23 protein-coding genes are annotated in these 21698 nt (G+C 62.6%); 8 read left to right on the top strand and 15 right to left on the bottom strand.

Features of this window, described 5'->3' with window-relative positions:
• Positions 1-23: 23 nt before the first annotated feature.
• Entirely contained in the window at positions 24-1124 is a 1101-nt protein-coding gene (ald, locus tag H7C86_RS06205; protein WP_182261252.1) for an alanine dehydrogenase, read from the bottom strand.
• 109 nt (positions 1125-1233) lie between these two features.
• On the opposite strand from ald, the gene H7C86_RS06200 reads away from it, so the two are divergent.
• Positions 1234-1755 carry an Lrp/AsnC family transcriptional regulator gene (locus H7C86_RS06200; RefSeq protein WP_019746936.1) on the top strand — a complete coding sequence of 174 codons (522 nt, stop codon included), beginning with the start codon at positions 1234-1236 and terminating at the stop codon, positions 1753-1755.
• Positions 1756-1762: 7 nt separating this feature from the next.
• Here the strand turns inward: H7C86_RS06200 and H7C86_RS06195 are convergent, their stop codons facing one another.
• From H7C86_RS06195 to H7C86_RS06185, 3 genes are read right to left on the bottom strand one after another with little or no spacing between them, the layout of a single operon-like run.
• On the bottom strand, positions 1763-2827 hold the full coding sequence (locus H7C86_RS06195; protein ID WP_182261251.1) for a maleylacetate reductase: 1065 nt from the start codon (positions 2825-2827) through the stop codon (positions 1763-1765).
• Between the two features lies 1 nt (position 2828).
• The gene (locus tag H7C86_RS06190; RefSeq protein ID WP_020906267.1) at positions 2829-3617 is read right to left on the bottom strand and encodes a pirin-like bicupin family protein; all 789 of its coding nucleotides are present in this window, start codon (positions 3615-3617) and stop codon (positions 2829-2831) included.
• Positions 3618-3654: 37 nt separating this feature from the next.
• Positions 3655-4170 (bottom strand): VOC family protein, encoded by a 516-nt coding sequence (locus H7C86_RS06185; protein WP_020906268.1) that lies wholly within the window; start codon positions 4168-4170, stop codon positions 3655-3657.
• A 111-nt stretch (positions 4171-4281) separates the two neighbouring features.
• Here H7C86_RS06185 and H7C86_RS06180 point away from each other — a divergent pair, with 111 nt between their 5' ends.
• A complete protein-coding gene (locus H7C86_RS06180; RefSeq protein ID WP_182261250.1) occupies positions 4282-4752 on the top strand; it encodes a MarR family winged helix-turn-helix transcriptional regulator in 471 nt (156 codons plus the stop codon).
• 62 nt (positions 4753-4814) lie between these two features.
• A complete protein-coding gene (locus H7C86_RS06175; protein ID WP_182261249.1) occupies positions 4815-5633 on the top strand; it encodes an HAD family hydrolase in 819 nt (272 codons plus the stop codon).
• Position 5634: 1 nt separating this feature from the next.
• Here H7C86_RS06175 and H7C86_RS06170 read toward each other — a convergent pair whose 3' ends face one another.
• The 8 genes from H7C86_RS06170 to H7C86_RS06135 form a co-directional block, all read right to left on the bottom strand.
• Positions 5635-6522: an alpha/beta fold hydrolase gene (locus H7C86_RS06170; RefSeq protein WP_003945464.1), complete on the bottom strand. Its 888-nt coding sequence runs from the start codon at positions 6520-6522 to the stop codon at positions 5635-5637.
• Positions 6523-6747: 225 nt separating this feature from the next.
• A complete protein-coding gene (locus H7C86_RS06165) occupies positions 6748-7413 on the bottom strand; it encodes a hypothetical protein (RefSeq protein WP_182261248.1) in 666 nt (221 codons plus the stop codon).
• Between the two features lie 122 nt (positions 7414-7535).
• Complete coding sequence (locus H7C86_RS06160) at positions 7536-8300, bottom strand: SDR family NAD(P)-dependent oxidoreductase (RefSeq protein ID WP_003945543.1); 765 nt, start codon at positions 8298-8300, stop codon at positions 7536-7538.
• A 146-nt stretch (positions 8301-8446) separates the two neighbouring features.
• The gene (locus H7C86_RS06155) at positions 8447-9499 is read right to left on the bottom strand and encodes an acyl-CoA dehydrogenase family protein (RefSeq protein ID WP_020968468.1); all 1053 of its coding nucleotides are present in this window, start codon (positions 9497-9499) and stop codon (positions 8447-8449) included.
• The gene (locus H7C86_RS06150) at positions 9496-10461 is read right to left on the bottom strand and encodes an acyl-CoA dehydrogenase family protein (protein WP_020906274.1); all 966 of its coding nucleotides are present in this window, start codon (positions 10459-10461) and stop codon (positions 9496-9498) included. The genes H7C86_RS06155 and H7C86_RS06150 overlap by 4 nt, the downstream gene beginning before the upstream one ends.
• Positions 10458-11618 carry an acyl-CoA dehydrogenase family protein gene (locus H7C86_RS06145; RefSeq protein ID WP_007734181.1) on the bottom strand — a complete coding sequence of 387 codons (1161 nt, stop codon included), beginning with the start codon at positions 11616-11618 and terminating at the stop codon, positions 10458-10460. The genes H7C86_RS06150 and H7C86_RS06145 overlap by 4 nt, the downstream gene beginning before the upstream one ends.
• Positions 11618-12490, bottom strand: coding sequence for an enoyl-CoA hydratase (locus H7C86_RS06140; protein ID WP_019746945.1), 873 nt, complete (start codon positions 12488-12490; stop codon positions 11618-11620). The genes H7C86_RS06145 and H7C86_RS06140 overlap by 1 nt, the downstream gene beginning before the upstream one ends.
• Positions 12487-14028, bottom strand: a complete 1542-nt coding sequence (locus H7C86_RS06135; RefSeq protein WP_019746946.1) for a FadD3 family acyl-CoA ligase — start codon at positions 14026-14028, stop codon at positions 12487-12489. The genes H7C86_RS06140 and H7C86_RS06135 overlap by 4 nt, the downstream gene beginning before the upstream one ends.
• A 55-nt stretch (positions 14029-14083) precedes the next feature.
• Here H7C86_RS06135 and H7C86_RS06130 point away from each other — a divergent pair, with 55 nt between their 5' ends.
• From H7C86_RS06130 to H7C86_RS06115, 4 genes are all read left to right on the top strand, one after another.
• Positions 14084-15313 carry an acyl-CoA dehydrogenase family protein gene (locus H7C86_RS06130; RefSeq protein ID WP_019746947.1) on the top strand — a complete coding sequence of 410 codons (1230 nt, stop codon included), beginning with the start codon at positions 14084-14086 and terminating at the stop codon, positions 15311-15313.
• Positions 15313-16125, top strand: coding sequence for an SDR family oxidoreductase (locus H7C86_RS06125; RefSeq protein WP_003945582.1), 813 nt, complete (start codon positions 15313-15315; stop codon positions 16123-16125). The genes H7C86_RS06130 and H7C86_RS06125 overlap by 1 nt, the downstream gene beginning before the upstream one ends.
• A 76-nt stretch (positions 16126-16201) precedes the next feature.
• Positions 16202-16873 carry a TetR/AcrR family transcriptional regulator gene (locus tag H7C86_RS06120; RefSeq protein ID WP_003945807.1) on the top strand — a complete coding sequence of 224 codons (672 nt, stop codon included), beginning with the start codon at positions 16202-16204 and terminating at the stop codon, positions 16871-16873.
• Positions 16874-16884: 11 nt separating this feature from the next.
• Positions 16885-18033, top strand: coding sequence for an acetyl-CoA C-acetyltransferase (locus H7C86_RS06115; protein WP_003945727.1), 1149 nt, complete (start codon positions 16885-16887; stop codon positions 18031-18033).
• Between the two features lie 54 nt (positions 18034-18087).
• Here H7C86_RS06115 and H7C86_RS06110 read toward each other — a convergent pair whose 3' ends face one another.
• A complete protein-coding gene (locus H7C86_RS06110; protein ID WP_073512010.1) occupies positions 18088-18405 on the bottom strand; it encodes a DUF4333 domain-containing protein in 318 nt (105 codons plus the stop codon).
• 97 nt (positions 18406-18502) lie between these two features.
• Entirely contained in the window at positions 18503-19903 is a 1401-nt protein-coding gene (locus H7C86_RS06105) for a cytochrome P450 (protein ID WP_020906278.1), read from the bottom strand.
• Between the two features lie 95 nt (positions 19904-19998).
• Between H7C86_RS06105 and H7C86_RS06100 the strand changes: the two genes are divergently transcribed.
• Positions 19999-20586 carry a TetR/AcrR family transcriptional regulator gene (locus tag H7C86_RS06100; RefSeq protein WP_182261247.1) on the top strand — a complete coding sequence of 196 codons (588 nt, stop codon included), beginning with the start codon at positions 19999-20001 and terminating at the stop codon, positions 20584-20586.
• Between the two features lie 46 nt (positions 20587-20632).
• Here H7C86_RS06100 and H7C86_RS06095 read toward each other — a convergent pair whose 3' ends face one another.
• Positions 20633-21643: an ABC transporter substrate-binding protein gene (locus H7C86_RS06095; RefSeq protein ID WP_182261246.1), complete on the bottom strand. Its 1011-nt coding sequence runs from the start codon at positions 21641-21643 to the stop codon at positions 20633-20635.
• Positions 21644-21698: the final 55 nt, after the last annotated feature.

Below are 21698 nucleotides of genomic sequence, written 5' to 3'. Positions count from 1 at the left end.
TGCCTGGGTCAGAGCCGCCTGGGTCAGAGAGTCGTAGCCGAGTACCCATGCGCCGCTGCAACACTGTCGGACAGGAGCAGGCCGTCGTGTGTGCTCAGTCCTGACCCCAGGCCGGGAACTGTCGCGACCGCGTCCTTCCACCCCTTGTCTGCCAATGCGACGACGTACGGAAGCGTCGCGTTGGTGAGCGCGTACGTCGACGTCCGGGGGACGGCTCCGGGCATGTTCGCAACGCAGTAGAAGACGGAACCGTGAACCTGGTACGTCGGGTCGGCGTGCGTGGTCGCGTGCGAATCCTCGAAGCAGCCGCCCTGGTCGATGGCGATGTCGACCAGTACAGATCCCGGCTTCATGCGCGCAACCAGGCTGTTGGAGACGAGGGTCGGCGCCTTCGCCCCGGGGACCAGCACTGCGTCGATGACGAGGTCGGCGTCGAGTACTGCCTGTTCCAGTTCGAGGCTGTTGGACGTGATGGTCTTGACCTGGCCGTGGTACAGCTCGTCGATTTCCCGCAGGCGCGCGATCGACAGATCGAGAACGGTGACGTCGGCCTGCATGCCGTAGGCCACGGCGATGGCGTTTTTGCCGGAGACTCCCGCACCGATCACCACGACCTTGGCGGGGCGCACTCCGGGGACGCCGCCCATCAGCACTCCGCGTCCGCCGCCGTGACGCATCAAGTGGTAGGCGCCGGCCTGCGGCGCAAGGCGTCCGGCTACTTCGCTCATCGGTGCGAGAAGGGGCAGTGAACCGTCGGAACCGACAACGGTTTCGTAGGCGATGGAAGTGGTCTTCGAAGCCAGGAGTGCGTCGGTGCATTCCTTCGACGCCGCCAGGTGCAGGTAGGTGAAGAGCACCTGATCCTTACGGAGTCGCGAATACTCTTCTGCAATAGGTTCTTTGACCTTCAGGAGCAGATCTGCGTCTGTCCAGACCTGATCGGCGGACCCGAGGATCTGCGCGCCCGCGGCCTTGAAATCCTCGTCACTGAACGAGGAGCCGACGCCTGCGCCCGTTTCGATGACGACCTCGTGCCCTCGGCCGACCAGTTCGTGGACGCCTGCTGGGCTGATAGCCACGCGGTACTCGTGGTTTTTGATTTCGCGGGGGATTCCGACCTTCATGACACGGCTCCGAACTGAGTCTGTTGTTTCTTCGAATGGCAGGTGCCAAGCATGAAGTTTCGTCGTCAGATAGTGAAGAGAAGTGAAGATAATTCTCTAGGCTGTATTCATGGTGCGCGAAAGTTCAAAAATCGGTATTCAGACGGCCGCCTCGCCGAAGCATGTTCGGGCTGCCGTGAAGTTGGACGAGGTCGACCGGGTTCTGCTCGAAGAGCTGGCGAAAGACGCGAGGATTCCGAACAATGCGCTGGCCGCGATCGCGGGAATTGCGCCGTCGACATGCCTCGGCCGTGTGCGCGCCTTGGTGGACAACGGCGTGATCAGGGGATTTCACGCGGACATCGACCCCGCCGCTCTCGGAATGGATCTGCAGGCGATGATCGCAGTTCGACTGCAGGCCAACGCACGGTCGCACCTCAACCGGCTCGGCGACGATTTCGCCAAGCTGGACTCGGTGCTCAACGTGTACTTCGTTGCCGGTGTCGACGACTACATGCTGCACGTCGCAACGACGGATTCGGCGCAGTTGCGTGACTTCGTCGTCAACAATCTCTCGGCACATCCAGCGGTTGCTGCGACCGAGACGATTCTGATCTTCGAACACGTCAGGCCTCGAGGCGGTACTGCCTGATTAGTTCTCACCTGATGGCGGGTCGACGCCCGGACCAGGCGTTCTCGAGGAGTTCGCTCAGGCCCGGCGGGGTGATCTCACGCGGGTTCGGATACGCGGCGGAGGTGGCGAGTTCGACTGCATTTTCGATTTGATCGTGACTCATTCCCAGTTCTCGCAGAGTGGTCGGTCCGCCGCACGCGGTGACGAGGTCGAAAACGCCGGTAGCGGCATCGGATGCGCCCAGAGCAGTCGCTATTCGCGACATCACATCCGGGACAGCAGGCGCGTTGAATGCCATCGCGTGGGGGAGGACAACGGTGTGGGTGGGAGCATGCGGCAAACCGAAGCTGCCACCGAGGGTGTGGCACAACTTGTGATGAAGCCCCATACCGACTGTGCCCAAGCAAGTTCCGGCCAACCAGGCCGCTTGTAGTAGTTCGGCCCTACCTTCCAGATTTTTCGGATCATCGACAATGCTCGGCAGCGCACGGGCGATCCCGGAGATCGCCTCGATCGCCATCAAGTCCGTGATCGGGTTGGACTCGATGGAGTACAAAGCTTCAACCGCATGCGCCATCGCGTTGACGGCGCTGGTGACGGTGGTATCCAGCGGCAGATCGAGAGTGAGGTCGACGTCGTAGATGACGGTTTCGGGTCTGATGTGGGGAGAGGAGCGAGTTGTCTTGCGTCCGTTCTCTGTTTCACCCAACACCGGAGTGACTTCTGATCCCGCGTACGTTGTCGGAACGACGATCTGATCGAACCCCGCTCGTAGTGCCAGTGCCTTGGACAACCCGGTTGCCGAACCGCCGCCGATCGCGACGACCGTGTCGACGTGATGGTTCTCGGCAAGTCTCAGCGCGGCTGTCGTGACTTCGATCGGAGTATGCATCACAGCGCCGTCGAAGCGGACCACCGCCATGTCGCCGAGAGATTCGGTCACGGCGGCGGCAACCGCGTCGAGTCGACGACTTGCCAGCACCATCACTCGGCTACGGCCGAGCCGCCGCACTTCTTCGGCGATCGTATCGATCATCCCTTGGCCGAAGACAATTCGAGCCGGTGAAGCGTCGTACGAGAAGGGCTTCATGTCATCCCTGCGAAACGGTGGCGTGCATTTCCCAGACGATGACCTCTGCCCCGGTATCGGAGCTGAGCTGCTGACCTCCACCGCCGGATACTCGCACCGCGTCACCTTGTTCGAGCACTCCGACGCCTTCCATGGCGGCCTGACCGTCGGCGACAAAAACATGCAGGAACGGTGCGTCCGGCAGGGTCACAGGTTGTCCGGGTTGCAGACGCGCAACGTGCATCGCGGCGTACTTGTTCTTGATCCGGATTGCCGAGTGATCGGCGTACGCGTCCATGCCCGACGCGACGGGAACCAGTCCACCGGCAAGCAATTCGGCGTCGATCTCCAACTGCTCGTATCCGGGCGTGATTCCGGCCTCGTCGGGGACGACCCACATCTGGATGAAGTGAACCGGGTCGCTGTGCTTGTCGGAATGCGCACCCGCCACGTCACCGAGTCGCCACGAATCGTTCTTCTCCGAATGCAGGATTCCCGTTCCAGCGCTCATCCGCTGGGCGAGACCGGGGTAGATGACGCCCGAATGCCCCATCGAATCCTGATGTACGAGAGAACCTCTCAGTACCCAGGTGACGATCTCCATGTCCTGGTGCGGGTGGGTGTCGAATCCCATTCCGGGCGTGACGATGTCGTCGTTGTTGACCAGGAGAAGACCGTGGTGAGTGTTCTTCGGGTCGTAGTGATTGCTGAACGAGAACGAGTGCTTCGAGTCCAGCCAGCCGGCATTGGACTTGAAGCGATCCCCGGATCGACGGATATCGAGGTTCGGCTGCGACAGAGTGGAGGTCATGGTGTGCCTTCCGAATGGTGTGGGGGAGAGCAAGTTTTCAGAGGACGTGATTGCCGTACATCTCGCCGAGAGGGTCGGCGATCAGCTCGAGTCGAGCGCCGTCGGGATCGCGGAAGTACAACGAGACCTCGCTGTGCTCGATCAGTTCGACGCCGGCCTCGGTCAGTTGGGTGCGCAGCTTCGCCCACTTGGCAGGTTCGACGCTGATCGCGATGTGGTGGAGGCCGCCGAGTACTTCTTGGTACGGGCCCACGTCGAGACCCGGGAAGTCGAAGAAGGCCAGAAGGTTGCCATTGCCGATGTCGAAGAAGAAGTGCGACGACCCGGGATAGTCACGGTTCTCGATCAACTCGGTGAGTGGGAATCCGAGGAGATCCTGGTAGAACTTCACGGTTCGTTCGACGTCACTGCTGATCAGGGCCGTATGGTGCAGGCCGCGTGCGGTCGATGCGGGTCGTTTGTCGGCGGGGAGCAGATGTCGATCCCTGATCTCGGCCCGGCGTTCCTCGAACTGCACTGCGTTGTCGAACTGCACTGCGTTGTTGTCGCTCATGGCGCCCGCCTCTCGGTTGAACCTTCTCTTCGAACAGGTAGTTGACTGATCAACTACATTGAGAATAGATCATTTGATTTCGTTGTCAACTACTTCGGATATGCTGGTGTCATGGAATCGACGCGGTGGTTGAGCGACACGGAGCAAACGGCCTGGCGGGCTTACCTGGACTCGACCCGACTGCTCCAGCGTGTTCTCGATCAGCAGTTGGTGCGAGACTCCGATATTTCGTTCAAGGACTTCGAACTGTTGGTTGCTCTATCCGAAGCGCCTGGGCGGCAACTGCGCATGAGTGAGCTCGCCGATGCTGTGATGGCGACCCGAAGTGGTGTGACCAGGGCCGTCAATCGGCTGGTCGGTGCCGGTTGGGTGCGCAGGGTCGAGTGTGTCGACGACAAGAGGGGCGCTAATGCGGAGCTGACCGACCAGGGTGCCGAGAAATTGGCGTCGGCAAGCCCGGCGCATGTAGCCGCAGTACGGGAGAGCATGTTCGATCTGCTGAGCCCGCGAGATGTCGAGCGGCTGAGTGTGGTCTTCGGCGAGATGCGTCGGCACCTTCTCGATGCCCAGTCAGGTAATTGACAGAGCAACTGTCCATGTCATGTAGTTGGTGAGGGCTGCGAACGGACTGCCATCATGGTCTGGTGACCCGCATTCGTATGTTCGCAACCGACCTCGACGGCACCCTGCTGCGCTCCGACCGAACGATTTCGACGCGCACCGCGCAGGCCATGGAGAACGCGCGGCTGGCGGGTATCGAAGTTGTGTGGGCGACGGCCCGCGCCCGGCATTCGGTACACACTTTGGCGAACTCGTGCGGATTTCGCGGTAAAGCTGTGTGTGCCAACGGAGCTGTGATTCTCGACCTCGCCGACGGGACTCCGGAGATCGTCGACACCGTCTCGATCGAGATGTCCTTGGCTGCAACGGCTATGGAGCAAGTTCGGGCGCTGGTTCCGGGCGTCGTGTTCGCGAATGTCGGACCCACGCAATTCTTTGCCGAGCCGGAGTACGCCGCTCTGTGCGAATTCGCGGACCATCACCGGCACCTGCACGAGATGGTGCTCGCCGATACCCTGCCGCTGGACGTGGAGCCGATGGTCAAGATCGTGGCCCGGCATGCGGAAGTTCCCAGCGCCGACCTGTACCGAACAGCGGTCGCTGCGGGCATCGAGGGCGTGGAGTTGACCCACTCCGGCGCCCCGTACATGGAAATGGCCGCGGCGGGCGTCTCGAAGGCCAGCGCTCTCGCGCAGTTGTGCGCGATCGACGGCATCGACGCGTTGGAAGTCGCCGCAGCCGGTGACGCCTTCAACGATGTTGCCATGCTGACCTGGGCTGGAACGGCTCTGGTGCCAGCCAACGCCAGAACTGAGGTCATTGAGCTCGCCGACCGAATTTTGCCCACGAACGACGAGGACGGCGTGGCGAGCTACCTCGAAGAGTTGGTTGCGGGGCGCTAGTTCAGCTGCTGACGGCCTTGGGTCCGGTGCCGATACCGACTCCGCAGTCCGTCATGAATTCGGAGAAGACGCGGTCGAAGCGATCCGGGTAGTCAAGGTGCGGGAAATGTCCGGCGCGCTTGAAGATCTCCACCCGCCCCAGCGGTAGTTCGGCGCGAGCGTTCTCGGTGTGGGCGTTGGGGATGATGGTGTCCTCCTCACCCCACACCAGTAGTGCCTGCAGATTCTTGAAGTTGGCGAAATGCGGAGTGGCATTGACGGTTTGACCGTTGTAATTGATGACCGATCGTGCCGTCGCCAGAAATGCCTGACGTGTCGACGCGTCCGATACCGAAGCGAAGCTCTTACGAGCCTCGCTCGCGCTGGCACCGAGCTTGAACAGGCCGATCTTGTTGAAAAGTCCGAGCGCTTTGTCGGTCACGTCGGTCAGCGTCCTCGACGCGAGGACGGGAAGTACCAGTTCGCTGCCGGGCAGTGTCGCCGCGCGTAGGAGTGGGCTCACCTCGGGGCCGAGTCCACCGCTGGCTACCAGGCACAGCCGCTCCACCCGGTCGGGGAACAGATACAGCGTCTGCATCGCGATCCCACCACCGAGGGAGTGGCCGACCAGGGTGGCCGACGGAATGTCGAGGGCTTCGAGGAGGTCACGCACAGTGGCGGCGTGAGCACTGAGTGAATAGTCGCCGGCAGGCTTGTCCGACGCACCGTGTCCGAAGAGATCAGGGGCGATCACGCGGTAATGACGCGAGAGCGTCTCGATCTGCGGTTCCCAGTTGGAGTGCGCGCCCAGCAGGCCGTGAATGAGCACCACGACGGGGCCACTGCCTTGGTCGACGTATTTGAGCTGGTCGCCGTGCAATACAACCGTCTGTAATTGGTCGGTTGCCATGATTGAACCTTTCGGAGCCGCCAGTGTCTGTGGCTGCTCGCGTGTTGTCGGACCGCACCCGCCCCGACGCGGATCCACGGGTATTTGTGACCGGGAGTAACCCCAGTTCCCTCAGTATGCCCATCGAGGGGGTCGATGTCGTGGCCATCGGGCGTGTTGTGACGAACCGTGAGCCGTCGGCTGAGGGGAGACGTACAACTCACCGCCGCGTGTCGGTGCCGTTGATCAGGTGAAATCGACCAGTTTGCCGAAGGTGAGGTTGATGTCCCACGGTGTGACGCCCCACGTCTCGATCGCTGAAACCGCGAAGATTCCGGCAGCCTCGATGGTGTCCTGTGAGGCTGGTGCCGACACCGAAACGCCGGTTTGGTCGCTCGGAACCTCCGGCCAGACGCCTGTGCCCACGGGTGCGGGGTTTGCCTCCATGACTGCGTTGGCCAGGCCCGATTCGTCGACGGTCGTGAAGAGGCAGTTCGGCTCGTGCGGAGAATCCCACCCGCCGAGTTCCGCGAGCCAGAATTCGCCGCGTCCAGCAGCGGAGATCGCGATGGAGGCGAGTACCGATTCGAGATCTTCCCAAGCGTCGCCGGTCGGGGCCGACGCCTCGGTGAGCTTGAACGGTGCGGCGAGGGCAGTGCTGTCCGGGGAAGTGAAGCGCGGCTGCACAGTGAGGGCCTGGGTCTGAGTATCCAAAAACGCAACTTCTCGGAACTTGTTGTCCGGCAGAGCAGTACGAGCTACGAGGCCGCGTCCAAGCAGGGCGCCGAGCGCGGCGGGATCGTCGACGCTCCACAAGCGGGTCTCGTCCTCGGACCAGGTGCGAATCATTCCGTCGACGACAGGACTGATCAGCACGGGCTCGAGGTTTGTACTGCCTGTTGATTCGCTCACCGCTGGCTCCCCACCGCACGTCGTACCGTCGGACGGGTTCCGGGCGGCCAGACAAGTATGCCGCCTCGCTGCTGTGCGCCTTTATTAACCGCCGGGGGTTAATAAAGGCGCACAGCAGGGGATCACATATGCGTGCCGCCGTCGATGCGGATTTCCGTTCCGGTGACAAACGAGCCGTCCTCGGAAGCGAGCATCGCGATCACACCGGCGACCGCGGACGGGGGCGCGAAACCCTCACCGATTGCCGGGGCCAGCTTGCCGAGCAGCGTGAAGTCGATGTCGGCCGGGAAACCGGGATCGGACGTCATGCCCGACGCGATGCTGCCGGGTGCGACGGCCACGGCGCGAAGACCCTGCTTGCTGTACTCGAGTGCAAGTGCGTGCGTAAAGGATTGGATTCCACCCTTCGACGCCGCATATGCCGTCATGTACGGGTGGGCGAAGGTCGCCGAGGTGGAACTGAAGTTGACCACGACGCCTGCTCCGCTTTCGAGCAGTGCCGGCAGGGACTCCCTCGTCATGAGGAATGTTCCGGTGAGGTTGACCCCGATGACGGTGTTCCAGAAATCGAGTGTCATCTCGTGGGTGTGTGCGGAGCGCAGAATGCCCGCCGCATTGACCAGCACGTCGAGCCCGCCCAGAGCCTTGATCGCAGCGCCGACCTGTTCGCGAACAGACTCTTCGCTGGAGATGTCGACCTTCACCGTGGTGAGGCGATCGGAGTGGCCGGCGTCCTTCGCGGCGTTCAGCGTCTGTTCGAGGCCGGTCTCGGAAATGTCGGCGGCGACGACGGTGCCTCCTTCTGCCAGGATGCGGGCAACGGTGGCCTGGCCGATTCCGGACCCTGCGCCGCTGATGAGGACGCGCTTGTCGTCGAATCGATTCACGAGAAAACTCCGGTCTGTGAGATGGACAGCTGTCTGGTGACCGATTCTGCGTGATCCAGCCGCATAAATCTGCGGTTCATTCCACTGACTGGGCAGCATCGGTGCTTGTTCGCCCGGGATTGCGAGCGAACAAGCACCGATGTGTCTTAGAGACCCGCGGCCTGAGCGAGGCTCGGCAGGTAGGTGCTCGGCTGTCCGAAGAGCTGAGCGCTGCCGTGTGCACGCTTGAAGTACAGCTGAGCGTCGTGCTCCCAGGTGATTGCGATTCCGCCGTGCAACTGAACTGCTTCGGAGGTGATCTGCTGCAAAGCTTCCGAGCAGTAGACCTTCGCCACTGCCGCGTCGTCCGCCGACTGCGTCGCCACGGCGGCGTACGTCATCGACCGCGCCGTCTCGACCAACGTGTACATGTCGGCCATCCGGTGCTTGAGGGCTTGGAAAGAACCGATCGCGCGACCGAACTGCTTGCGCGACTTGGTGTATTCCACGGTCTGTTCGACGATCGCTGCGGCCGCTCCGACCTGTTCAGCGGACAACGCGATCAGAACGACGGTTCGGATGCGATCGACCAGATCTTCGGACCACTCCAGTGGCCGACCACGAACACCGGAGAACGTGACCTCCGCCAGCGTTCGCGTCGGATCCATGGTGGGGACGCGTCGGCGGGAGACGCCCTCGGCCGCGGGATCTACTTCGTAGAAGCCGTCGGCCGTGAGAACGAGCAGGGTGTCAGCGACGTGTCCGTCGAGGACGTACGACGCCGTGCCGGTCAACGCATCCTCGGTTGCCTCGACGCCGAAGGTGCTCCAACCCGCAGCCCCTGCCCAGCACAGGGCGAGCGTGCTCTCGCCGGACGCGACACCGGGCAGCAGTCGCGAGCATGCGTCGTTGTCACCGGCAAGCAGCAGTGCCTGTGCGGCAAGAATCGCCGAACCCAGCATCGGTGAGGGGGTCAGCGTGCGGCCCAGTTCCTCCTGGACCACATGTACCTCGCCCAAACCTGCTCCGACGCCGTCGAACTCCTCCGGAATCGCCAGCGCGGCGACGCCGATCTGCTCGCACAGCTTGCTCCACAACGCGGCGTCGTAGCCGATCTCTGTGGTGATGGCAGCGCGGACGGCCGCGGAGTCGGAATGCTTGCTCAGCAGATCGCGTACCGACGCACGTAGCGCTGCCTGGTCTTCGGTGTCGATGCTCATGATGCAACCAGCGCTTCGACGACGCGCGCACGATGCTCGGACGGTGTGCCCCAGGCGGTGAGCAATGCTCGTACCTTGGTGAGCCACAGTGAGAGATCGTGTTCCATCGTGTAGCCGATGGCGCCGTGAACCTGGAGTCCGACGCGGGCGGCCTTGTAAGCAGCATCCCCGCACGCGACCTTGGCGGCGGAAATGTCACGCGAGGCGTCGGCCGACTGATCGCGAACCGACAGAGCGGCACCGTGGAGCAGGGGTCGAGCCATTTCGAGCGAAACGGCAACTTCTGCCAGGTGGTGCTTCATTGCCTGGAACTGTCCGATGACCTTGCCGAACTGCTTGCGCTGCTTCGCGTATTCGGTGGTGACCTCGAGCAGTGTCTGGCCGAGACCTTGCAACTGCGCGGCAGTGGCAAGAGCGCCCATGTCGAAGGCTGCGGAGAAGTCGGCGGAGCCCAGCGATTCGCCGGCGGAAACCTCGTAGAGCTTGCGGGAGAGATCCACCGATGCCTTGGCTTCGCCAGGGACGCCGAGTGAGACGGTGCCGTCCTGCGCGAGTAGAACCAGATCGACCGCATTGGCGTCGAGCGCGAACGGTGTGCGCGGGGGAGCGGCGACGGTTGCCAGCGAACCCTCGGCGAGAGCAGAGAGACGTTCCGGTGCAACGGAAGCCAGGAGCGTCGGTGCTACTGCGATGGTCTCGACGACCGGTCCGGGTACTGCGTGCCGACCGAGCTGTTCGAGTGCAACGACCAGGTCCACGGCGTCGGCGCCGAGTCCGTCGTGTTCTTCGGATATGACGAGGCCGTTGACGCCGGTCTCGGCAAGGCGCTGCCAGAGCTTCTTGCCCGGCTCGGTGTCACCGTCGTTCCACGAACGGATGACGGAGGGCATGTCGGACTTGGTCAGCAGTGCATCGATGCTTGCAGCGAAGTCCTGGTGGGAGGAGTCGAGCGCGAATCTCATCGGTCCGCCTTCGGTAGGCCGAGCAGACGCTCAGCGATGACGTTTTTCTGAATCTCGTTGGTGCCTGCGTAGATCGGGCCGGACAGGGAGAACAGGTATCCGTCCATCCAGTTGTCGGCCAGCTCGGCTTCAGGGCCCTGCAGTTCGAGAGCAGTCTCGTGAGTGGCGATATCCCACTCGGACCAGAAGACCTTGTTGATCGAGGACTCGGCGCCGAGTTGCCCTCCGTCAGCGAGACGGGTGACGGTACCGAATGTGTTGAGCTGGTAGGCGCGAGCGCCGATCCAGGCGTCGGCAACCTGGTTACGCAGAGCGCTGTCGTCGGTTCGTCCGCTGGACTTGTACAGCTCGAGCAGTCGGTCGACGGTGGCGAGGAAGCGGCCGGGGCTGCGCAGCGAGAGACCACGCTCGTTGCTCGCGGTGCTCATCGCGACGCGCCAACCTTCGTTGACGTTGCCGATCACACCCGACTCACCAGGGTTGGCCGGGTCGTCCGGCACGAAGACGTCTTCGAGGAAGATCTCGGCGAAGCCGGGCTCGCCGTCGAGTTGATCGATCGGGCGAACGGTGACGCCCTTCGAGCGCAGGTCGAACATGAAATACGTGATGCCCTTGTGGCGCTGCGCATCCGGATCGGAGCGGAACAAGCCGAAGCCCCAGTCTGCGTAGCTTGCGCGTGAGCTCCACGTCTTCTGACCGTTGAGCAGCCAGCCCCCGTCGACCTTCTTCGCACTCGAACGCAGGCTAGCGAGGTCGGAACCGGATTCGGGCTCGGACCAGGCTTGGGCCCAGATGTCGTCGGCACGAGCCATGCGCGGCATGATCCGAGCCAACTGCTCGGCATTTGCATGCTCGAACAGTGTGGGAGCCAACAAGAAGATGCCGTTCTGGCTTACGCGCCCGGGCGCGCCCGAGCGGTAGTACTCCTCCTCGAAGATGACCCATTCGAGCAGGGACGCATCGCGTCCGCCGAGTTCCTTGGGCCAGGAGACGACGGCGTAGCCGGCGTCGGCGAGAGTGTGCTCCCACTGACGGTGCTCTTCGAAGCCTTCGGCGGTATCCATCGACTTCAGGGGAGTGGCGGGCACATTCGCCTCCAGGAACGAGCGAACCTCGTCACGGAATGCGGTTGTGGCGTCGTCGAATACGAGATCCACTAGTTTGTTCCTTCCTGCGGTGCGCGAGCACTGGCAGCCATGGCTTTGGCGTCGAGACCACCAAGCGAGTCTTTGCCGACCTCGGCGTTGTGAGCGTGAGCGAAGTGATGCAGACCGAAGACGGAGTCGATGCCGTTGCGCATCCCCATCTGATCCTCGCACTGGTTGACGGCCTTTTTGGTCAAAGCCAGTCCGAAGCGCGGCATCTCGGCGATACGCCCGGCGAGCTCGAACGTCTCCTTTTCGAGATCCTTGCGGGCGACGACGCGATTGACCATGCCGATTTCGTAGGCGCGTTGCGCGGTGAATCGATCGCCGGTGAAGAGCATTTCCTTCGCGAAACGTGAACCGACCATCCACGGGTGCGCGAAGTATTCGACGCCGGGGATGCCCATGCGGACAACGGGATCGGAGAAGAAGGCGTCGTCGGCCGCGACGATCATGTCGCAGACCCATGCGAGCATGAGCCCACCGGCAATGCAGGCGCCTTGGACCATCGCGATGGTGGGCTTGGGGATCTCCCGCCAACGGCGGCACATGCCCAGGTAGACCTCCATCTCGCGGGCGAAACGCTGGTCACCGCCTGGCTTGTCGACGTGATCCCACCACATGGTGGCCTTGTTCTCGTACTCGACGTGATGGTCGCGTCCAGGAGTTCCCAGGTCGTGTCCGGCGCTGAAGTGAGGTCCGTTGCCTGCCAGGACGATCACCTTCACGTCGTCGTCCTCGACGGCGCGCTGGAATGCCGCGTCGAGGGCGTACGTGACCACCGAGTTCTGGGCGTTGCGGTAGTCGGGTCGATTCAAGGTCACGACGGCGACCGAGTCACGAACCTCGTAGGTCACGACGTCGGCTTCGAAGGGAACGGTCATGATTGTTCCTCGCGCAGAACCGTTTTGAGGACCTTGCCCGAAGGGTTACGGGGCAGGTGATCTACGAAGCGCACCTCGCGGGGCACCTTGAAGCCTGCGATCTTCTCCTTGAGGAAAGCGATCACCGACTCTTCGGTGAGGCCGGCACCGTCGAGCTGGGCGATGTAGACGCGGCCCACCTCTCCCATCCGGTGATCGGGGATGCCGATGGCAGCAGACTCGTGGACGCCGGGCAGGCGAGCCAACATACCCTCGATCTCGGCGGGGTAGACGTTGAATCCGCCGCTGACGTACATGTCTTTCAGGCGGTCGGTGATGTCGAGATAGCCACGCTCGTCGAGGGTTCCGACGTCTCCGGTGTGCAGCCAGCCGTCGGCGTCGATTGCCTTGGCGGTGGATTCGGGGTCGTCGAGGTATCCGAGCATGACGTTCGGTCCACGAAGCAGGATCTCACCCTGGTCGCCGATCTTGACCTCGAAATCGGCTGTCGCGCGGCCGGAACTGGTGGAGACGGTGACCGGGTCGTCGTCGGTGCGGCACATGGTCGCGACCACTGCCTCGGTCAGACCGTATGCCGTGAGGACGGCGTCGAAAAGCTCTGCCTGCATGCGCTCGACGAGAGCAACCGGCACGGGTGCTGCGCCGGTGATCGCGATGCGGAGCGAGGACAGATCGTATTCGCTGCGGCGGGGGTGATCGAGGATGGTCTGGTAGATCGTCGGGGCGCCAGGCAGGATGCTGATCTTTTCGCTGTTGACCAGGGCAAGAGTGTCGTCGATGTTGAAGACGGACACCGGCACGATCGTCGCACCATTCAGCAGGCAGACCAGGATTCCGGCCTTGTACCCGAAAGTGTGGAAGAACGGGCTGATGATGAGGAAGTTGTCGTCGGCGGTGACCTCGGCGCATTCACCCCACGACTTCGCGACAGCGATGGACTGACGATGAGCGGTGATCGCACCCTTGCTGCGTCCCGTGGTGCCGGAGGTGAAGAGGATGTCGCTGACGTCGTCTGGCTGCACCTTCGCAGCACGCGCATCGGCTTCGGTGCGGGCGGCGTCGGTGGCGAGCGCGAGGAAGTCCTCGAACTCGATGACGCCGTCACGGTCGTCGTCCCCGTCGATCGGTACCTGGATGACGGTCGGGATCGACAGGTCCGGGTTGGCGTCGAGCAACTGCTGATAGCGATCGGCCTTGAGGAACGTGCCGACGACCACCAAGGCCGCGGCGTCGACGCGCTCGATGATGTCGAGAGCTTCGGTGCCGGTGTATCGAGTGTTGATCGGGATGATGGCCGCGCCGGCATATTGAGCGCCGAGCAGGGCGATCACCCAGTGGTACGTGTTGGGCGACCAGATGACGACGCGATCGCCTGCCTTCACCCCACGGTTGATCAGCGCGCCGGCGAAATCGCGGACACGTTGATGTAGCTGTGCGAAGGTCAGTCGGGTGTCGCCATCGGCGATAGCCGCGCGCTCACCGAACTCCTCGGCGGCCCGGATGAGGGCTGATGGGATGGTTCTCGGTTGTTCGGTCACTGGACTCCTACCTGACACGCTACCTAGCAAGTGCTTGGTAGGTTATCTTACATATGTGGACCAGAGCGAGAGCCCGGACGGGCAGATGACGGACGACGAGTTTGCGGCCACGGTCGCGCAGTGGTTGGCCGAGAACTTGACGGGCAAATTTGCCCAGCTCAAGGGTAAGGGCGGCCCCGGCAGTGAGCACGAGTTCTTCGAGCAACGACTCGAGTGGGACAAGCACCTCGCAGCCGCAGGGTGGACGTGCCTCGGGTGGCCGAAGGAGTTCGGCGGGCGGGGAGCAAGCATCTCTCAGCAGGTCATCTTCCATCAGGAGTACGCGAAGGCCGGTGCGCCCGCTCGCGTCAGCCACATCGGTGAAGAGCTGCTCGGCCCGACGCTGATCGCGTACGGAACCGACGAGCAGAAGCGCCGATTCCTTCCTGGCATCAACACGGTCAGCGAACTGTGGTCGCAGGGCTACTCCGAGCCTGGCGCCGGTTCAGACCTCGCGAACGTCTCCACCACCGCACGCCTCGAAGACGGCAAGTGGATCATCAACGGCCAGAAGGTGTGGACCTCACTGGCTCACGTCGCGCAGTGGTGCTTCGTGGTCTGCCGCACCGAGGTGGGCTCCAAGCGTCATCAGGGCTTGAGCTTCCTGCTGGTCCCGTTGGATCAGCCTGGTGTGACAGTTCGGCCCATCCAGCAGCTCACCGGTACGTCGGAGTTCAACGAGGTCTTCTTCGACGACGCCGTCACCGACGCCGATCTGGTGGTCGGGGAACCTGGCGAGGGCTGGAAGATCGCGATGGGGCTGCTCACCTTCGAGCGCGGGGTATCGACGCTCGGACAGCAGATCGGATTCGCTCGCGAGCTCCAGGGCGTCGTCGACCTGGCGAAGGCCAATGGCAGTGACCAGGATCCGCACATTCGCGAGAAGATCGCTCGCGCCTGGGTCGGACTGCGCGTGATGCGCGCCCACGCGATGCGTACTCTCGACGCGGTCGACGCCGGAACCGGTGGCGGAGAAGCGTCCGTCGCAAAACTGTTGTGGGCCAACTGGCATCGTGACCTGGGACAGCTGGCGATGGACGTGCAGGGTGCGTCGTCGTTGGTTGCACCGTGGGCGGATTCCGAAGGCAATGCCTCGGACATCACCGACCCCGAGCATCTCGAACTCGACGAGTGGCAGCGCCTCTTCCTCTTCACCCGCGCCGACACGATTTACGGCGGCTCCAACGAAATTCAGCGCAACATCATTTCCGAGCGCGTGCTCGGTCTTCCCCGAGAGGCTCGTTAATGTCTGACACCAAAGCCGCGTCCCCGCTTTCCGTTGCGCCCGAGGAAACCCCGGGCCACGGACTGCTCGCGGGCAAGAAGGCGATCATCACCGCCGCAGCCGGAACCGGCATCGGCTTCTCTACCGCGCGCCGGGTGCTTCTCGAGGGCGGCGACGTTCTCGTCTCCGACTTCCACGAGCGTCGGCTCGGCGAGACGGTGGAGAAGCTGAAGGCCGAGTTTCCCGGCCAGCAGGTCGAGTCCATCATCTGCGACGTCTCCAGCACCGAGCAGGTCGACGCGTTGTTCGTCGGCGCGGCCGAGAAGTTGGGACGCATCGACATCGTCGTCAACAACGCGGGCCTGGGCGGCGAGACACCCGTCGTCGACATGACGGACGATCAGTGGGATCGCGTTCTCGACATCACCCTCAACAGCACCTTCCGTTCGACGCGTGCCGCGCTGCGGTACTTCAAGAGCGTTCCGCACGGCGGTGTTCTGGTGAACAACGCGTCCGTTCTCGGTTGGCGGGCGCAGCATTCCCAGGCTCACTACGCCGCAGCCAAGGCGGGCGTCATGGCACTGACTCGGTGCAGCGCTATCGAAGCCGCGGAGTACGGGGTTCGTATCAACGCGGTCTCGCCCTCCATCGCGCGTCACGCGTTTTTGGCGAAGGTCACCAGTGAGGAACTGCTCGACCAGTTGGCTTCCGGTGAGGCCTACGGCCGCGCCGCGGAGGTCTGGGAGATCGCAACGGTCATCGCGATGCTCGCCAGCGATTACTCCACCTACATGACCGGCGAGATCGTCTCCGTTTCTTCGCAGAGGGCCTAGCGTCCCCGTGCGCGGTTAAGGAGTCCCCGGACTCGCTGACCGCGCACAGGGGAAGGCCCTGGATAGGATTGAATACATGACGCCACCTCGAAATTCCGACGAATCAAACGGCAAGTCCGGGCGCCGCGACGAGCTGCTCGAGATCGCGGCGGGGCTGTTCGCCGATCGCGGAGTGCGCGCGACGACCGTCCGCGACATCGCCGACGCCGCCGGGATCCTGTCCGGCAGCCTGTATCACCATTTCGATTCCAAAGAGTCGATGGTCGACGAGATCCTGCACCAGTTCCTCGACGAACTCTTCGGAAAATACCGCGAGATCGTCGCGGCGGGGTTGGACAGTCGCGCGACGCTCGAAGCGCTGGTGGTGACTTCCTACGAGGCCATCGACGCCTCACATTCGGCTGTGGCGATCTACCAGGACGAGGTCAAACACCTCGTCGGGAACGAGCGCTTCGCTTACCTGGCCGAGCGCAACACCGAATTCCGGGACCTGTGGGTCGGCGTCCTCGAAGCCGGCGTCGCGGACGGGACCTTCCGTTCCGACATCGACGTCGAATTGGTCTTCCGATTCATGAGAGACACCGTGTGGGTCGCGGTTCGCTGGTACCGCCCGGGTGGATCCCTGTCGGCTCACGCCGTCGCGGCTCAATATCTCGCGATCGTGCTCGACGGGCTCTCCGATCCGGCTACAACTTCAGACGCTATTGCTGAATCAACTTCAAGAACTATTGCTGCACAACGAAACTAGGAGCTAACGCTATGTCCGAGGTTTACATCGTCGACGCCATTCGCACACCGATCGGCAAGAGGGGCGGCGCGCTGTCCGGCGTGCACCCCATCGATCTCGGTGCGCACGTCGTCAAGGCACTGGTCGAGCGCACCGGTATCGACCCCAGTGACGTCGACGACGTGATCTTCGGTTGCGTCGACGCCATCGGCGGCCAGGCCGGCAACATCGCCCGTATGTCCTGGCTCGCAGCGGGATTCCCGGAGCACGTTCCGGGTGTGACGGTCGACCGTCAGTGTGGTTCGAGCCAGCAGGCAGTGCACTTCGGCGCTCAGGCCATCCTGTCGGGCACCGCGGATCTGATCGTTGCCGGCGGCGTTCAGAACATGAGCCAGATTCCGATCTCGGCAGCGATGATCGTCGGTCAGCAGTACGGATTCGACACGCCGACTTCGGGTTCGGTCGGTTGGACCGAGCGTTACGGTGACCAGGAAGTGTCGCAGTTCAAGGGCGCCGAAATGATCGCCGAGAAGTGGGACATCAGCCGCGAAGAGCTCGAGAAGTGGGCCCTGCAGAGCCATGAGCGTGCCAAGGCTGCAATCGCCGCGGGTCGCTTCGACAACGAGATCGTCGCCATGGGCGACGCGACCGTCGACGAAGGACCCCGCGAGACCAGCCTCGAAAAGATGGCGACGCTCAAGGTTCTCGTCGAAGACGGCCGCATGACCGCAGCGGTGGCCAGCCAGATCTCCGACGGTGCGAGTGCGCTGCTGCTGGCGTCGGCGGAAGCGGTGGAGAAGTACAACCTCAAGCCCCGCGCCCGGATTCATCACCTCAGCGCTCGCGGCGACGACCCGATCTTCATGCTCAGTGCGCCGATCCCGGCCACGAAGCATGCTCTCGCGAAGGCCGGTCTGAGCATCGAGGACATCGACATCGTCGAGATCAACGAAGCTTTTGCCCCGGTCGTCCTGGCCTGGATCAAGGAGATCGGCGCAGATCCGGCCAAGGTCAACGTCAACGGCGGCGCGATCGCACTCGGTCACCCGCTCGGCGCGACCGGCACCAAGCTGATGGCGACACTGCTCAACGAACTCGAGCGCACGGGCGGCCGTTACGGCCTGCTGACCATCTGTGAAGGTGGCGGCACCGCAAACGCGACGATTATCGAGCGGCTCTGACGCCTTGCTGTGCGCCTTTATTAACCGCCGGCGGTTAATAAAGGCGCACAGCAGTTAGTTGTTCGGCGCATCCGCAACCTTGATATCGAAGTTCGCACTTTCACCGTCAACGCTGGTCACGGTAGCTGTGACGTCGTATTCGGTGCCCTGCTCGGTCAGGATGCACGTGATCGATGCGCCGACTTCTGCGTCGAGGTTCTCCGGACACGTCACGTCGTCAGGTGGCTCGCCGATCTTCTCGGCGAGTTGAGTGGAGATCTGACTTGCGACTTCGGACTTGTCCACTTGCGGCGTCCCGACGCTTGCCGAGCAAGCTCCCGTGGCCAATGCCGCCGAGAGCAAGACGATTCCAACTGCAGGCCTCTTTGTCATGTGAACTCCCAGGGTGCGCCGGTGCTCGCTGCTGCCACCTCAGGGATTACCGCATTCGGGACTGTTCAACCGACTTACTCGACGCCGTTTGCCGAGCTCAGCGTCGGCGGACCGTCAAGTTGAAGCCTTCGGGCATCAGGGTGAGCCGTTCGGCCACCTTCAACTCGTAGTCCGGATCGGCTTCGATCGTATATTTTTGCAAGATGGTGCCCAACACGAGGACCGCTTCGTGAATGGCGAATTGTCTTCCGATGCAGGCGCGTTCACCTGTTCCGAACGGCTTGTACACGTGCGCCGGCCTGGCCTTGATGTTGGCAGGCAGGAAGCGATCCGGATCGAAAGCCTCGGGATCGTTGCCCCACACGGGATCGCGATGAAGTGACGGGATGAGCACGAGCATCCAATCGCCCTTTTTCATCGGATACTTGCCGACGAGCGTGGTGTCTTCGAGCGCCGCACGGCCGTAGGCGGGAGCGGTCGGCCACAGACGCAATGATTCGTCGAGGACGCGTCGTACGTATCGAAGTTTCGCGATCTTCTCGAAGGCGGGCTCTTCGCCCTCCCAGACCTTGTCGACCTCGGCTTGGGCCTTGGCCAGCACGTCAGGGTTTCGTGACAGGTAGTACAGCGCGAACGACAGCGCGCCGGAGGTGGTTTCGTGTCCCGCGACGAGGAAGGTCACGACCTGATGGCGGATGTTCAGTTCGTCGATACGGTTGGGATCGTTTTCGCGTGCCGCCCGCAGCATCAGTTCGAGAAGATCTTCCGGCCCCGGTTCGGTACTTGTCCGCCGGGCACGGATCACCTCGTCCACAACCTCGGCCATGTACGCCTTGCGGACCTCGTCACGTTGATCGGCCCGACGTGCGAGGACTCGCCCCAGGGCCGTCGACTTCAAGAACGTCGTGCGTTGTGAATGGGAGAGAGCGCCGACCATCGCCTTGACGAACGGGTGCTGCTCTTCACGTTCGAAAGAGTCGAACGAGTAGCTGAATCCAGTGCGTCCGATGGTCTCCAACGTCAGCTTGGTCATGTCTGCCGAGACGTCGATGGGGGAGTCGCTGTCACGACTGTCCCAATGATCGACCAGCTCGCCGGCCACGTCGAGCATGGTGCGGTGGTACGAGCGCATCGCAGTCTGGCTGAACGCCGGGGCCAGGAGATTGTGCGCCTTGCCCCAGTTGGGTTCGTGGTTGTACGCAGTGAACAGTCCGTCGCCGCCGATTCCGCGGAGTGCTTTGACTCCAGGCGCAAGGTGCTTCGCGAACCGGGACTCGTCGGACAGTTCTGCCACCATGTCCGCGCCCGAGGCGAAGACGAAGCGATTTCCCAGGACATTTCTCTCGAAGATCGGGCCGAGTTCGCGCCCGATGCTCACGGAGTTCTGCAGCGGCGTCCGGATATTGATCCCGAGGACGTCCCCGAGGACTGGCAGGCGCCATGCCGGATGCGGAATCCGAGCATCGGTCGTCGCCTCTGGAGTGGTGTCGACGCTCATGGTGTGTCCCCCGGGTGAGATCGCTTACTGAATTGGTGTCTAGTACGCAAAGTACGCCTTACTGAATCGGTGTCAAGTAGTAATCTGACTTGTCTATGGTCGCACCACGAAAACGCCTGGACCGAGAGCGGCGGCGCACGCAGTTGCTCGACATCGGCGCGCAACTTTTTGCCGATCGTTCGTACGAGGACGTCTGGATCGAAGAGGTCGCCGAGATTGCGGGCGTCTCGCGTGGGTTGATGTACCACTACTTCCCGACCAAGCGAGACTTCTTCGCCGCAATCGTCGAGCGCGAATCGCAGCACCTGCTCGAGGTGACCGCACCGGACGCGACGCTACCGGTGCGCGAACAGGTGGCGGCCGGGTTGGACGCCTACTTCGCGTACGTGAAGTCGCACAGCAGGGGAGTGCGCGCCATCAACGTCGGGACGCTCTCGGCCGAGGCCGGTATTCGAGCGATTGTCGAACGCGAACTCGAACAGCAGCAGATTCGAATCCTCGACGCACTGGAATTCGAGGGCGAAAGAAGACAGCTCGCTGCCGTTGCAGTTCGGGGATGGATCGCATTCGTCCGGGCTGTCTGCCTCGACTGGCTCGATCAACCTTCGATACCGCAGGAAGAGTTGAGAGTGATTTGTCTGCGGACCCTCTCCGGAGCGTTGGGCATCGACCTCGAAACGTGAAATGCCGACCGCGCGGGAGCGGCCGGCATTTCACGGACAAGTCTGATCAGTCGAGCGTCGAATAGAGATCGTCCCAGCCCTTGGCTACGTACATGTTGGTGTAGATGGATCCGTAGTACGTACTGCCGTGCAGAACGGTGACGTTCCCGGCCTGCACAGCCGGAAGTCGTTGCCACAACTTGTTGTCCGAGAGCTGATCGAAGGTGGTGTCGCTGCTGTCGGTGACGGATACCATGAACGCGTCGCAATCGCGAAGGCAATCCATCTCCTCGATGCTCAGTCGCCCCTGATTGTCGAAACCGGTTGTGTTCAATGTTCTTCCACCGATGTCGGCGAGCGTCATGTCGGTGGGTTGGCGATTCTTCTTACCGGTTTCCTCCGACACGGGCAGGCTGTCGATGTAGATCGTGGCCTTGTCCGGACTGTAGGACAAACTCGCGACGGTCTTTTCCGCGATCGCCGAAGCGTGTCGAGAGCGGATGTCGGTGATCAGAGCGTCATAGTCGGTGATCAGGCGATCCATGGTGGGTGTTCGGCCCAACCAATCGGAGAGTCGCGTGAGATTTTCTCGCCACGTCTGCTTTGATTCGGTTGTCAGGACAGGAGCGATGGCTTGGAGTTTTGCAGCGGGCCAGTACTCGTTGTCGGCGTTGACGCAGATGATGAGATCGGGTGCGAGTCCGAGGATCTGCTCCAGATTGGGCTTGTCGCTGAGGTATTCGGCCGAGCCGTCGACGGGGACCCACTCGGTGGCGGGCGAGATGTTGTATCCGAAGACCGGTAGTTCCAGGGCAATGGCGAGCTCGAGGTCGGTGCGGGCGTCGACGGCCAAGACCCGCTTGGGGTTGGTCGGTATGTCGTAAGTTCCCAACGGTGTGGTGACGGTGCGCATTTGAGTGTCGTCAGTTGTACCCGAACCGTCACTGGAACTGCAGGACGACAGAATTGTTGCTACTGCTGCCATCCCGGCTCCGATGCCGAATTGGCGGCGGGTCAGTGCGTCGACTAGCTCTTGCCAGGCGCGTTCGTCCAGCACGGTAGGTGTGGTGGTCAGCATTTTTCGATACCCTTCGGTCTGAGTCCGTATCGATCGTAGGGTCGGCGATACCAGA

The sequence above is a fragment of the Rhodococcus sp. UFZ-B548 genome (assembly GCF_903819475.1).
Taxonomy (GTDB): domain Bacteria; phylum Actinomycetota; class Actinomycetes; order Mycobacteriales; family Mycobacteriaceae; genus Rhodococcus_F; species Rhodococcus_F erythropolis.
Note: the sequence above shows the minus strand (reverse complement) of the source record. Positions and strands in the feature narration are given on the sequence as shown.